The sequence below is a fragment of the Pedobacter kyungheensis genome, from assembly GCF_000812965.1.
In the GTDB taxonomy this organism is placed as follows: domain Bacteria; phylum Bacteroidota; class Bacteroidia; order Sphingobacteriales; family Sphingobacteriaceae; genus Pedobacter; species Pedobacter kyungheensis.
In genome coordinates this window covers 1-12982 of the sequence record NZ_JSYN01000038.1, presented here as the reverse complement: position 1 = coordinate 12982, position 12982 = coordinate 1, and the positions used below count along the sequence as shown (strand labels likewise).

Here is a 12982-nt window from a genome sequence, read left to right as displayed (position 1 = left end):
TACAAGAAATATAAGGGCATAAAAAAACCCCGGTTAATCCGGGGTTCTAAATATTTTTAGTAATTGCTTACTCTTTTTCAACCTGCATGTAGTTCAATTCAAGCGGAGTTTTACGACCGAAGATTTTAACCATAACTTTCAGTTTTTTCTTCTCTTCGTTTACCTCTTCGATAATACCAGAGAAACCGTTGAAAGGTCCGTCCATTACTTTGATGTTTTCGCCAACATAGTAAGGAACATTCATGGTTTCGCCTTGCTCGCTCATTTCATCAACCACACCTAAAATGCGGTTAACTTCTGCCTGGCGCATTGGAATTGGGTTACCGGCCTTATCGCCTAAGAAACCAATTACACTATTGATACCTTTAATAATGTGCTCTAACTCACCATCTAAGGTGGCTTCGATTAACACATATCCAGGGTAAAAGTTACGTTCTTTGGCAATTTTTTTACCATCTTTCATTTGGTAATATTTTTCCATCGGGATTAACACCTGAGGAACCAAATGAGAGAAACCTAAACGGCTGATCTCAGCATCAATGTACTGTTTTACTTTCTTTTCTTTACCGCTTACCGCCCTTACAACGTACCACTTTAGATCGCTCATTCGTAAATATTAATTAGAAAGTGATTTATAAAAAGTATCTAACACAAATGTAGATCCTTTATCCATTGCAAAAATTACCAATGCAATAATTAAAGAAGCCACCAATACCAGAATTGCAGAACTTTGCAGCTCGCCCCATGTAGGCCAGGTAACCTTCTGGGTCATTTCATCGTACGATTCTTTTATAAACTCAACTACTTTAGCCATATTTATTATAATGATTAAATGATTGAGCTAGTGAGAGACTGAATATAAAATACATTCAATCCTTAAAAATTCACTAATTCAATCATTATTTTGGCACGGGAACAAGGATTCGAACCCTGATCAAAGGTTTTGGAGACCTCTATTCTACCGTTGAACTATTCCCGTGTATTTTAAAAAGAGCTAGCCTGAACCAGCTCTTTTTGTATTGTTGCAGCTTAAAATTAAGCTAAGATTTCAGTTACCTGACCAGCACCTACTGTTCTACCACCTTCACGGATAGCGAAACGTAGACCTTTTTCCATTGCAATCGCGTTAATTAATTTAACAGTGATTGTAACGTTATCACCTGGCATAACCATTTCAGTTCCTTCAGCTAGTGAGATCTCACCAGTTACGTCTGTGGTACGGAAATAGAATTGAGGACGATATTTGTTGAAGAATGGAGTGTGACGACCACCTTCTGCTTTTGATAATACATAGATCTCAGCTTTGAAATCAGTGTGAGGAGTTACTGAACCTGGTTTACAGATTACCATACCACGACGGATATCAGTTTTCTCAATACCACGTAACAATAAACCTACGTTATCACCAGCCTCACCGTAATCTAAGATTTTACGGAACATCTCAACACCAGTTACTGTAGATTTTAAGTTCTCAGCACCCATACCTAAGATCTCAACAGGATCTCCAGAGTTGATTACACCACGCTCAATACGACCAGTAGCAACAGTACCACGACCAGTGATTGAGAATACGTCTTCAACAGGCATTAAGAAAGGAAGATCAGTTAAACGTGGAGGAATTGGAATGTAGCTATCTACAGCATCCATTAATTCCATGATTTTACCAACCCATTTAGCATCTCCGTTTAATCCACCTAAAGCAGAACCTTGGATTACTGGAATATCATCACCTGGGAATTCGTAGAATGATAATAATTCACGAACTTCCATTTCAACTAGTTCTAATAATTCTGGATCATCAACCATATCCACTTTGTTCATGAATACAACTAATGAAGGCACACCAACCTGACGAGCTAACAAGATGTGCTCACGAGTTTGTGGCATTGGACCATCAGTAGCAGCAACAACGATAATTGCACCGTCCATTTGAGCAGCACCAGTAACCATGTTTTTCACGTAATCCGCGTGACCTGGACAGTCAACGTGTGCATAGTGACGGTTAGCTGTTGAATACTCAACGTGAGCTGTATTGATAGTGATACCTCTTTCTTTTTCCTCTGGAGCAGAGTCAATAGAATCGAATGAACGTGCCTCAGTTAAACCAGCATCAGCTAAAACTTTTGTAATAGCCGCTGTTAAAGTTGTTTTACCGTGATCCACGTGACCAATTGTACCGATGTTTAAGTGCGGTTTACTGCGGTCAAATTTTTCTTTTGCCATTTTATTTATAACTAATTAGTAGGTTAACTTTTTTATTATTTTTATTTATTGTTTTTTCAACACAAAAAACCTTGTCTACTCTGCTTTAAACAGATTTAACAAAGCTTTATTATACCTGAGCCAACTATGGGAATTGAACCCACGACCTCTTCCTTACCAAGGAAGTGCTCTACCGCTGAGCTAAGTCGGCTTTTAGCTTTCAGCTCCTGTATTTAACTCTAATTACTTAAAGCTTTTCAGTAACTGTCGACTTTCTAATTTTAAATTGGAGCGGAAGACGAGGTTCGAACTCGCGACCTATAGCTTGGAAGGCTATCGCTCTACCAACTGAGCTACTTCCGCTTTTAAAATCAGTGATTGATTGAACGAATGAATGACCGGTCTGATCAGTAAAACATTTGGTCATTCATTCATTTAAAGTGTGGGGAGAGAAGGATTCGAACCTTCGAAGTCTTACGACAACAGAGTTACAGTCTGTCCCATTTGGCCGCTCTGGTATCTCCCCAACTTTATCTTAAAATGTTAACACTTTAAAATAAAAAGAGCCTCCTATCGGAATCGAACCAATGACCTACTGATTACAAGTCAGTTGCTCTACCAGCTGAGCTAAGGAGGCTTTAAATTTTGTGCAATGATACGAAAAATCTTCATTTTTCATACTATTAGCGTGTATTTTTAAAACTTTTATCTTTTTAAAGAACAACCCTTTTCTTCTTGGCGTAACGCCCTTTCCGAAAGGGAATGCAAATATACACACTTATATTTCACTTCAAAATAAATTTTAAAAAAAATGGCTAAGTTTTTTCGTCTGTTTCCATAAACAAGCCGAATTGGCTTAGTAATCAACCGCTTAAAATTGAATATTTTTTTTACTTTTTTTGCTCCATTTTCTAAAAAACCAGGCTTTACGAATAATAACCGCAATACTCACCTGAAATAAACAGCTAAATAATTTTCAAAAAAAATAAAATGGGCCCTTTTTAGTTCTTTTTTTATTCAAAAGTCAAACCAAAAAAGTGAAATTAAGGGTGAAAAAAAATGTAATTTCTATTAAATCATACTTATTGAACACATTTTTTCTGATCAAAAACTGTCAATTTTAAAAAAATCACCCCACCTTTTCACAAAAAAAGCAGTGCATTTTAATTTGCACTGCTTCCTTTTTTATTAATTTTCTACTTCGTATTAATAATCTGCCGCTTCGCTTTCGCTTAAAATGGCTTTGTGCTCGCTTAGTTTAGCACGCGTTTTATCCTTGTGTTTCGTAATTTGCTTTCTTAAAGATTCGATAGCCAGGTCGGTGGCTTCTTCAAATGATTTACATTGTTCTTTAGCGAATAAGGTCCCTCCTGGCACAATAAGTTTAATCTCACTGATTTTATTGGCTTCATCCTCTACGTTCTCTAACTTTAAATACACTTCGCCGCTAATGATCTGATCAAAAAACTGATCGAGTTTATTTGCTTTTTTCTGGATAAAGTCTAACAACTTACTGTCTGCATTGAAATGGATTGATTGAACTCCGATTTTCATTTTTCCTCCTTTTTTTACGCCTTTGGGTGGGCTTGTTTATAAATTGTTTTTAATCTTTCGATCGAATTATGGGTGTAAACCTGTGTGGCCGCTAAACTGGCGTGGCCTAATAATTCTTTTATTGCATTTAAATCTGCTCCTGCATTTAACAGGCTCGTTGCATAGCTATGCCGCAACACATGTGGACTTTTCTTTTCATGGGTTGATACGTGTTTTAGGTATTCGGTAACAATGCGGTATATTAATTTCGGATATGCCGCTGCACCTGTATTGGTAACGATTAAGATAAGCAAATTGTTATTAAAGTTTTGCAACTTTTTTTGTTCGATATAGGTATTTAGCTGATTGATAAGCGATTTATTTATTGGGATAATACGCTCCTTGTTCCTTTTACCCAAAACTTTAATCGTAGCCGAGTAAACATCTATATCGGTATCTTTTAATTGCAGTAATTCAGTTAAACGCATGCCGGTACCAAAAAGCAGCTCAATCACTACGTGGTCACGTACGGAAGGGAAACTTGCATCAAAATAATGGTCAGAATCCAGTAAATGATCCATTTTTTGCGCATCAACAAATACAGGCAGTCTTTTGGGAATTTTAGGCGCCTTAATTAAAACGGTAGGGTTCTGGTCAATCTTGCCTTCCCTCAATAAAAATTTGTAAAAACTGCGTAAAGCTGAAATTTTGCGGCTTATGGTTGTTTCGGCATTTTCGTGCTCCATTAAATCAACCAGGTAACTTCTGAGATGGGTATGCTTTACCGCTAAAAACTCAAGCTCGAATGTATTTTGGATATACCCTTCAAACTGTTCTAAATCGGCTTGATAAGAAGTAACGGTATGCTGAGAATAGCGTTTCTCGTGAGTTAAATATGTGATAAAACTTTTTAGCAACATGCCATATCAATTTGAGCGGGTACTGATATGAAGTTACAAATAGTTTTGATATAAAGAAATCATTAATTAATTGTTTATTGTAAAGTTTTCGATTCCTTTAAAAACAAAAAAGCTCTCCAGATTTACATCCGGAGAGCTTTTATATATTATATCTTAAACAACTTAAGAAGTTGTATCCTGATTCATATTCTGAATGTAAACAGCATGTTTAATTTCAGTACGACGGGTAACAGATTTCTTCTCGTATGCCTGACGGCTACGTAGTTCTCTTAACACACCAGTTTTTTCAAACTTTTTCTTGAAACGTTTAAGGGCTTTATCTAATGATTCGCCGTCTTTAATGTTGATAATGATCATAACGCTGAAATACCTCCTCTCGTGGTTTTTAAATTTATCCGTGTTATCGGGGCTGCAAATGTAAGTAAATTATTGAGAATGAGAAAGCTTTTTTAAAAGAATTTTTATTAAAATCATTAGCCTAATTAAACTGTTCTTTACTTACATTTAACTAAACTATTTATACTATGACAACAGGCAAAAAAGCAATCACCATTATTGCGGTAATCATTGTTCTCCTACTGGCAGCAATCTGCTATTATCGCTATTTCTTTGTATTTGGCGAAGGTGTTAAAGCCGGCGAATTAAATTATGTAGTGAAGAAAGGCTACATTTTTAAAACCTATGAAGGAAAACTGATCCAAAGCGGTATTAAATCGCGCCAAACCGGAACTGTACAGAACAACGAATTCGAATTTTCTATTGCCAATAAAGCAATCGCAGACAAAATGATGGCCAATAGCGGCAAATTTTACGAGCTACATTATAAAGAATATAAAAATACCCTTCCATGGCGCGGCTTTAGCGTATACGTGGTGGATAGTATTTTAACAAGCAAGGATATTCAATGAGCAGAAAGAAGCTGAAAGTCCAAAGACTAAAGCAGAAAGCAAGATCCTGAAATAAGCTAAAAGCGCAAAGACCAAAACAGAAAGCTTAGATGCCCTTAAATGTCTTAGGTGGTGAAAAAGACTTAAGCGCTTTACGCTTTAAACTGGCCTCATACCCGGCAGCTTTGGTCTTTAAGCTTTAGTCTTTCCGCTTAAAAATTAGCTTTTCTTCTTCGGTACCTTAGCGCCTGCTTTCCGGGCTTCCGATAAACCGATTGCGATTGCCTGTTTTTTAGAGGTCACTTTTTTACCTGAACCACTTTTCAATTTCCCTTCTTTCATTTCGTGCATGGTTTTTTCTACTTTCTCACCAGCTTTTTCTGAATACTTTGCCATCTCTTTAGTATTTAGTATTTAGTATTTAGTATTTAGTATTTAGTAAGAACATAGATCAGGATGGGGAGTTTTAAAATTTTAAATAAAAAAATCCGGAGGTGGTTAAACCGTCCGGATTACTCATAATATATTTGGTTTGTTGTTTCTTTATAGTGTGAAGCTGCTTTGGTCTTTAAGCTTTAGTCTTTCTGCTTAACTTAAAACTTCCCGGGCAATCACAATCTTCTGTATTTCCGATGTACCCTCGCCTATGGTGCATAATTTACTGTCGCGGTAAAATTTCTCTACCGGGAAATCTTTGGTATAACCATAGCCACCAAAAATCTGAACAGCCTCTGTGGCTACCTTCACCGAAACTTCCGAGGCAAAATATTTAGCCATCGCTGCTTCCTTAGTCATGGGCTGGTGTCTGTTTTTTAAATCTGCTGCCTGGCGGATCAATAATTCGGCCGCTTCAATTTCAGTTGCCATATCGGCCAGCTTAAAACTAATGGCCTGAAAGTTCGAAATTGGCTGACCAAATTGCTGGCGTTGTTTCGAATAAGCTACAGCAGCATCAAAAGCGCCCTTGGCAATCCCAAGTGCCAGTGCGGCAATCGAGATACGGCCGCCATCCAAAACTTTCATAGCCTGTTTAAAACCTTCCCCTACATTACCCAATAAATTGGCTTTCGGTACACGGCAATTATCAAAAACCATTTCGGTGGTTTCCGATGCACGCATGCCCAGTTTATTTTCTTTTTTTCCAGCCGAAAAGCCTGGCGTACCCCGTTCTACCACAATAGCAGAAATCCCTTTAGAACTCCCCTTTTCGCCAGTACGAACCATTACAACCGCAATATCACCACTTTTACCGTGGGTAATCCAGTTTTTTGCACCATTAATAATATAGTCATCGCCATCCTCAACAGCGGTAGTCATCATTCTTAAAGCATCCGAACCTGTATTGGCTTCAGTTAAACCCCAGGCGCCAATCCATTCGGCACTTGCCAGTTTTGGCAGCCATCTTTGCTTTTGTTCTTCGTTGGCAAAGGCCAGAATATGGCCTGTACATAAAGAATTGTGTGCCGCAAGCGATAAGCCAATTGAGCCACAGACCCGTGCTACTTCTACAATTACATCAACATATTCCTGGTAGCCCAATCCGGCACCTCCGTATGCTTCGGGTACTAAAACACCCATTACGCCCAAATCTCCAAGTTGTTTAAACAATTCAACAGGGAAATGCTGGGTTTCATCCCATTCCATAATATTTGGACGAATGTTTTTCTCTGCAAAATCGCTGACCATTGCCCGCACACTTTGCTGAGTTTCTGTTGCTGAAAAATCAAAGCTCACGCTCATCAGATGTATATTTTATAGTTAGTTGCAGCAATTATAATCATTTATTTGATAGTTAATTACCATCAAATATTTGCGCAATTGCAGAATGAAATGGTATTTGGTTCAATAAGCTATACCACTAATTTTAAACCCTGAAATTAGCCTGAAAACTTTTTTTCATTTTTTTTTACAACCATAAGTCCACTTTGATCAAATCCAGTCTGGCTAAATCTGCATCTGCCGCTAAAAAGAAATATAAGGGCTTATTTTATCAATCACCTCCTGATTTAAAAGCACAACCTTTTTTAAATCGTCAATTCCGGTATAGTTACCATGCTGTTTGCGGTATTGGATAATGGCATTAATCTGTTTGAACGACAAATAGGGATTACTTTTTAAATCGTTAAAAACTGCAGTATTGATATTGATGGTTTTAAGACCGGCCTTACCAATTGAAACCTGATCTTTAATTTCGGCATATTTTTGCTCATCCAGGCCATACACCTCCATCAACTGTTCTGTTTTGTAAAATCCGCCTAAACGGTCGCGGTATTTAATAATCCGTTTGGCAAAAGTACCACCTATCCCTTTTATTTCATCAAGCTCTGCAGAATCGGCGGTATTGATATCTACAATTACCGTTTTCTTCACATAAGCTTTCCTTTCTAAGGGGGTAAAACTTTTATCAACACCTGCTGGTTTTTCCGCTATCTGAACATAGGGCAGCAATTTATGGTACAGCTCAGGCGAAATGGTGTACATTTTCTGAAGATCTTCAGGTTTATAAAAGCGACCACCTTTTAGGGTATAATTTACCACAGCTGCAGCCTGCTTTGGTGATAAGCCAAAACTTTGCCAACCTGCAACGGGTAAAGTATTGGGATCGAAATTAAAAAAACGGAGATTTTTAGGCTTATTATCATGCTCAGTCCGTTCGCTGATATAGGCCTGGCGCTCTTCATCTACTACCTTTAATTGCTGAATCCGGGATAAAAGTAAAGGGTCGTCTTTTTCAACAGGTTTATAGTAACCATATATAAAAGGTATGGCTTTAATTACAATAATGAGCAGCACCAGAAACAACAAGCCATTGAATTCGCCTTTGCTAAAACCGAAATGTTTGTTGAGCCAAATTCTCATAGATGTGATATGACATGTGTATTATAAATATAAATCTTATTTTTGGGATTGCAAAACAGTATAGGTTTTGCCTATCAACGCCACAAAGAATTTTATATGAAGATTATTACTACATCTGAATTTGCGAAAGCAACCAAGATTGATAAGCTGGGTGTACCGGGTTTGGCAGGTTTGATGATGGAGATCATGAAACTGAACGACATTAACGACGTTTTCGCTCAAAACCAACACTTTAAAGGTTTAGAATTTGTAGATAAAATATTAGAAACCATTGGCGTTTCTATCGAATTTGATGAAGATGACTTAAACAGCATACCTAAAACAGGCCCATTTATTGCCATTGCCAACCACCCTTACGGTGGGGTTGAGGGGCTGGCCCTGGTTAAGCTTTTGTGTACGGTACGCCCGGATGCAAAGGTGATGGTAAACTTCATTTTGAAGAAAATCCCGAATCTTGACGAATTTTTTGTTGCGGTTAATCCCTTCGAAAATGTGCAGCACTCCTCAAGTATCAGTGGTTTAAAAACAACTTTCGATTTACTTAGAAACGGAACACCGATTGGAATTTTCCCTGCTGGCGAGGTTTCGACCTTTAAGCTGGATGCACAACAGGTAACCGACAGGATGTGGCATCCTGTGGTTGGTAAACTAATTGCGAAAGCAAAAGTGCCTGTGGTTCCGATTTATTTCCATGGTAACAATGGTGTGTTTTTCAATATTCTCAGTTTCATACACCCTACCCTGCGGACAGCCAAATTACCTTCTGAGTTTTTAAATAAGCATGGCCGCACCATTAAAGTAAGAATTGGTAAACCAATTGCGGTTTCCGAAATTTCGCATATGAACAGCAGCAATAAGCTAATGGACTTTTTAAGGGCCCGTACTTATGCGCTGGGAATTGGTTTAGATACCGAGAAAAAACTCTTCAACCCGCTTAATCTGTTTAAAATTAAAAAGAAAGCAGCTGATGTAATTGAAGAAACTTCGCGCGTGCTGATTAAAGGAGAAGTAGACCAGCTGGAAGATTTTAAGGTTTGGACCGAGAAAAACTATGAGGTTTATATTGTTCCGACATTAAAAATCCCGAACATTTTAAGGGAAATTGGCCGTTTACGCGAAATTACTTTCCGCGAGGTAGGCGAAGGAACCAACAAAAAAATCGACCTCGACAACTACGACATTTACTATAACCACTTATTTATTTGGGATAAGGACCTTGAAAATATTGTAGGTGCCTACCGCATTGGTAAAGGCGACGAAATTTTAGAAAGCATGGGCCGCCGTGGTTTCTACCTTTCAGAGTTGTTTAAAATGAAAGATCAGTTTTATCCGATGTTGAGACAAGGTATTGAGCTCGGCCGTTCGTGGATCAGAAAAGAATACCAGGGTAAACCACTTCCTTTGTTCTTACTTTGGAAAGGTATTTTGAAATACCTGATTGATAATCCGCAATACCGCTACATGTTTGGTCCGGTAAGTATCAGCAATAATTTTTCGAAGTTTAGTAAGGCATTGATTGTAGATTACATTACGAAAAACCACTTCGATTACGAAATGGCCAAATATGTTAAACCGAGAAATAAATTCAAGGCCGATTTATTGCCCATTGCTACCGATACTTTGGTAGATAGCAGCGAATCTTTTAAAGACCTGGATAGCATTATTGGCGATATCGAAAACTCGCACATTAAAATACCGGTATTGTTAAGGCAGTACATGAACCTGAATGCGAAGATTATTTCTTTCAATATCGATCCGAAATTTTCTGATTGCCTGGATGGTTTCTTAGTGGTAGATACCCACAACATTCCACCAGAGATGCTGGAAAAACTTGGCAAGAACTTATAATTTTAAGCAATAAAAAAACCCAGACATCCATCTGGGTTTTTTATTATCAACTAACCTAAACTTTATAAATACTAACCAAATATTTATGCCACAAAAGTACAGGCAGCTTGTTAAGCCGGTATTAATGAAATGTTATAAATAAATTTTCTTTTACTGATTACCCCCTTCGCTGGTAAGCTTTCTTAAAACGATTTTTTTCTACCACTATAAAAGCATTACTCTTTAGCAGTGTTAATTTTTCATTAAGCTGGTTATTGAGCTTAACATAAAGAAATTGTTGCTTTTATGTTAATTATAAGTAAATTTAATGTAACCAAATATTAAGGTGGTTTGAAAAGAAGGATTTATACATATTTTTTGAGTGCGTTTTTGTTCGCCTGCCTGTCGTTAAATGCGGTTACGGCAAAGGGACAGAACTACTCTTTTGATTTTTATAATGGTACCTTCAATTTTAGTATCGATTCTACAATTGTTTTTCAAACTGCACAAAAAGCAACCGCTGCCGAAACAGCACAATTTTACAGTCATGTATCAGCCGGCCATTACGAGCCTTTAATCAGCGCGCTAAAAAAATACCAGCAGCAGTACGACCTTAACGACTGGATTTACTACCAGCTGATCCGTAAAACAGCGGAACAGATTAGCCCCAAAGCCGATAACTACTTCCGCTATACTTTGTACAAATGGTTTTTATTAAGCAAGTGTGGTTATGACGCAAGGGTAGCCGTGGGTAATGATCAGGTTATTTTTTATGTGAGGAATGAAGAAAACATCAGCGACATTCCGTTTTTCATGATCGATGGCGAAAAGTACATGTGCCTCAATTACCATGATTACGGAAAGCTGTTTAAACAAGCAGATGCTTATAAGCCGGTTAACATCACCATTCCGGAAGCCAAAAATGCTTTTTCGTACAAGGTTACCCGCATGCCCGACTTTAAGCCTGAAAATTACGCCGAAAAAGATGTAGAGTTTAGCTACCGTCAAAAAATTTACCACTTTAAACTAAAGGTAAATGAAGATGTGCAGGCTATTTTTAAAAACTATCCGGGTGTTGATTTTGAAAGTTACTTTAACATTCCGCTAAGCCGCGAAACCTACAGCTCACTGATTCCGATTTTAAAGAACAATTTAAAAGGCATGGATCAGAAAAAAGGGGTTGATTATCTGATGCGTTTTACCCGGTATGCCTTTTTATACGAGAATGACGAGCAAAACTTTGGAGCAGAAAAAAGATTATCTCCAGAGCAAACCCTGTTAAACAAATACAGCGATTGCGACGACCGGGCAGCTTTGTTTTTTTACCTGGTTAAAGAAATTTATAATTTACCTATGGTGGCCCTGCTCTACCCCACTCACCTCACCATGGCGGTGCAGTTTGATAAACCTGTGGGCGATTTTATTACTTATAAAGGCAAAAAATATTCATTTTGCGAACCAACCCCACAGGCCCAGGATTTAAAAATCGGTCAGCTATCCGATAAGCTTAAAAACATTAAATATGAGATTGTTTATGCCTACGAGCCTACGAGGCGTTAAAGCACCTCAAAGATTAAGCTTAAGTTAAATTAATATTAAAAAAACATTATCTTATTAATAACAAGTAGATTAACAGCTTATTTACAGTATTTTTATCCTTAAAGGAGAATAACCCCATGGCTGCTATCATCTATACTGTTATCAAAGAGTTTTTTGTCGAAATTCACGGACACCCGGTTAAAGCCCGCATTCTATCCCCCATTAACGACGAAAAGTCTTTTACTTTTCAGGTGAGTTCGCACTTTAAAAATACCAGCGAGCAGGAAGCCAATATACCTGCTTCAACATTTACTTCGTATGCCAATGCCGAACGCCATTTGCTTGGCTACCTCGAAGCTTTTCAAAACACATTGGATTTAGGTGGCGATGTTGCGCCGGGAGTTAATTTCTAAATATTCTCCTTATCGTCTTTTTCAGGAGGGAGTTCGGCATCTATAGTATCCTTTTCAAATTTCTTCTCATCCTTTCGGTTTTTCCAGATCAGGTAACCAACCAGGAGCACCACGAGAACAATAACACATATTAAAATTGGATAATTTATATTCATAACCTTGAGCTTTAACACATCCGCACTAATTAAATATACCCATAAATATTTTATGTGTTAACTCATAACTAACGAGTTAACAGAAAGATAATATTGATTTCATCCTTAGTTAACATATCTTTGAGGATATCCATTTTAAGTTCGATGAAAAAAAATAAAGCAAAATCCCGAAACCATTCAGCAAGCAAAAAAGTACGTAAAGAATTAGCATCTAAGTTAGCAGCAGCCTTTAGCGAGGTGGTTCTTGCTTACGGCAAAACCAAAAAAGCAGATAAAGTGATCGAGAAGTTTGCCAAACAATTAGCTAAAAAAGTAACTATCCCGGCTACAGATGATTCAATAGCCCCGTTTATTAAAGAAGAAAAAACTGTTGTTACCCCGGTTAAAGAAAAACCAGTTAAGGTGGTTGCAGCAAAAAAAGTAAAAGCGCCCGTAGAGGAAATAGCTGAATAAAAATAAAAGGCCCTGCTGGTTAACCAACTGGACATGCCCCAAAAAGTTAGACACTTTTTGGGGCATTTTTTATGAGTAGAAAACAAAAATATGACTATCAGTTTAAACTTGATTTAGTCAACAAGGTAATCAAAGAAGAACACTCTGTACATGAACTTTCCAATATGTATGGATTGGCTAAATCACAGTTACAA

15 protein-coding genes and 5 tRNA genes are annotated in these 12982 nt (G+C 37.6%); 5 read left to right on the top strand and 15 right to left on the bottom strand.

Annotated elements, in window-relative coordinates; all coding sequences use genetic code 11:
- Positions 1–67: 67 nt before the first annotated feature.
- The 11 genes from nusG to rpsU form a co-directional block, all read right to left on the bottom strand.
- On the bottom strand, positions 68–607 hold the full coding sequence (nusG, locus tag OC25_RS24075) for a transcription termination/antitermination protein NusG (RefSeq protein ID WP_010601093.1): 540 nt from the start codon (positions 605–607) through the stop codon (positions 68–70).
- 9 nt (positions 608–616) lie between these two features.
- On the bottom strand, positions 617–814 hold the full coding sequence (gene secE, locus OC25_RS24070) for a preprotein translocase subunit SecE (protein WP_029279332.1): 198 nt from the start codon (positions 812–814) through the stop codon (positions 617–619).
- Positions 815–905: 91 nt separating this feature from the next.
- A tRNA-Trp gene (locus tag OC25_RS24065) sits at positions 906–979 on the bottom strand.
- Positions 980–1035: 56 nt separating this feature from the next.
- Positions 1036–2223, bottom strand: coding sequence for an elongation factor Tu (gene tuf / locus OC25_RS24060; RefSeq protein ID WP_010601091.1), 1188 nt, complete (start codon positions 2221–2223; stop codon positions 1036–1038).
- A gap of 118 nt (positions 2224–2341) precedes the next feature.
- Positions 2342–2413 (bottom strand) — tRNA-Thr (locus OC25_RS24055).
- Between the two features lie 76 nt (positions 2414–2489).
- Positions 2490–2565: transfer RNA gene (locus OC25_RS24050), tRNA-Gly, on the bottom strand.
- A gap of 80 nt (positions 2566–2645) precedes the next feature.
- Positions 2646–2728: transfer RNA gene (locus OC25_RS24045), tRNA-Tyr, on the bottom strand.
- 38 nt (positions 2729–2766) lie between these two features.
- A tRNA-Thr gene (locus tag OC25_RS24040) sits at positions 2767–2839 on the bottom strand.
- 569 nt (positions 2840–3408) lie between these two features.
- Entirely contained in the window at positions 3409–3756 is a 348-nt protein-coding gene (gene hpf / locus OC25_RS24030) for a ribosome hibernation-promoting factor, HPF/YfiA family (protein ID WP_039482001.1), read from the bottom strand.
- 14 nt (positions 3757–3770) lie between these two features.
- Complete coding sequence (locus OC25_RS24025) at positions 3771–4655, bottom strand: tyrosine-type recombinase/integrase (RefSeq protein ID WP_039481999.1); 885 nt, start codon at positions 4653–4655, stop codon at positions 3771–3773.
- 162 nt (positions 4656–4817) lie between these two features.
- Positions 4818–5012, bottom strand: a complete 195-nt coding sequence (gene rpsU, locus OC25_RS24020; protein ID WP_039481995.1) for a 30S ribosomal protein S21 — start codon at positions 5010–5012, stop codon at positions 4818–4820.
- Positions 5013–5179: 167 nt separating this feature from the next.
- On the opposite strand from rpsU, the gene OC25_RS24015 reads away from it, so the two are divergent.
- The gene (locus tag OC25_RS24015) at positions 5180–5563 is read left to right on the top strand and encodes a hypothetical protein (RefSeq protein WP_039481992.1); all 384 of its coding nucleotides are present in this window, start codon (positions 5180–5182) and stop codon (positions 5561–5563) included.
- A gap of 198 nt (positions 5564–5761) precedes the next feature.
- Here OC25_RS24015 and OC25_RS28170 read toward each other — a convergent pair whose 3' ends face one another.
- The 3 genes from OC25_RS28170 to OC25_RS24005 form a co-directional block, all read right to left on the bottom strand.
- Entirely contained in the window at positions 5762–5938 is a 177-nt protein-coding gene (locus OC25_RS28170) for a DUF6496 domain-containing protein (protein ID WP_167335440.1), read from the bottom strand.
- A gap of 192 nt (positions 5939–6130) precedes the next feature.
- Positions 6131–7282, bottom strand: a complete 1152-nt coding sequence (locus tag OC25_RS24010; RefSeq protein WP_039481989.1) for an acyl-CoA dehydrogenase family protein — start codon at positions 7280–7282, stop codon at positions 6131–6133.
- Positions 7283–7504: 222 nt separating this feature from the next.
- Positions 7505–8401 (bottom strand): ComEA family DNA-binding protein, encoded by an 897-nt coding sequence (locus OC25_RS24005; protein ID WP_039481986.1) that lies wholly within the window; start codon positions 8399–8401, stop codon positions 7505–7507.
- 96 nt (positions 8402–8497) lie between these two features.
- Here OC25_RS24005 and OC25_RS24000 point away from each other — a divergent pair, with 96 nt between their 5' ends.
- From OC25_RS24000 to OC25_RS23990, 3 genes are all read left to right on the top strand, one after another.
- Complete coding sequence (locus OC25_RS24000) at positions 8498–10249, top strand: bifunctional lysophospholipid acyltransferase family protein/GNAT family N-acetyltransferase (RefSeq protein WP_039481984.1); 1752 nt, start codon at positions 8498–8500, stop codon at positions 10247–10249.
- Positions 10250–10606: 357 nt separating this feature from the next.
- Positions 10607–11788 carry a hypothetical protein gene (locus tag OC25_RS23995; RefSeq protein WP_039481981.1) on the top strand — a complete coding sequence of 394 codons (1182 nt, stop codon included), beginning with the start codon at positions 10607–10609 and terminating at the stop codon, positions 11786–11788.
- Between the two features lie 116 nt (positions 11789–11904).
- Positions 11905–12180, top strand: a complete 276-nt coding sequence (locus tag OC25_RS23990; protein WP_039481978.1) for a hypothetical protein — start codon at positions 11905–11907, stop codon at positions 12178–12180.
- Here OC25_RS23990 and OC25_RS28255 read toward each other — a convergent pair.
- Positions 12177–12335, bottom strand: a complete 159-nt coding sequence (locus OC25_RS28255; RefSeq protein ID WP_209435629.1) for a hypothetical protein — start codon at positions 12333–12335, stop codon at positions 12177–12179. The genes OC25_RS23990 and OC25_RS28255 overlap by 4 nt on opposite strands.
- 144 nt (positions 12336–12479) lie before the next feature.
- Between OC25_RS28255 and OC25_RS23985 the strand changes: the two genes are divergently transcribed.
- Positions 12480–12788, top strand: coding sequence for a hypothetical protein (locus OC25_RS23985; protein WP_039481975.1), 309 nt, complete (start codon positions 12480–12482; stop codon positions 12786–12788).
- Positions 12789–12982 lie beyond the last annotated feature (194 nt).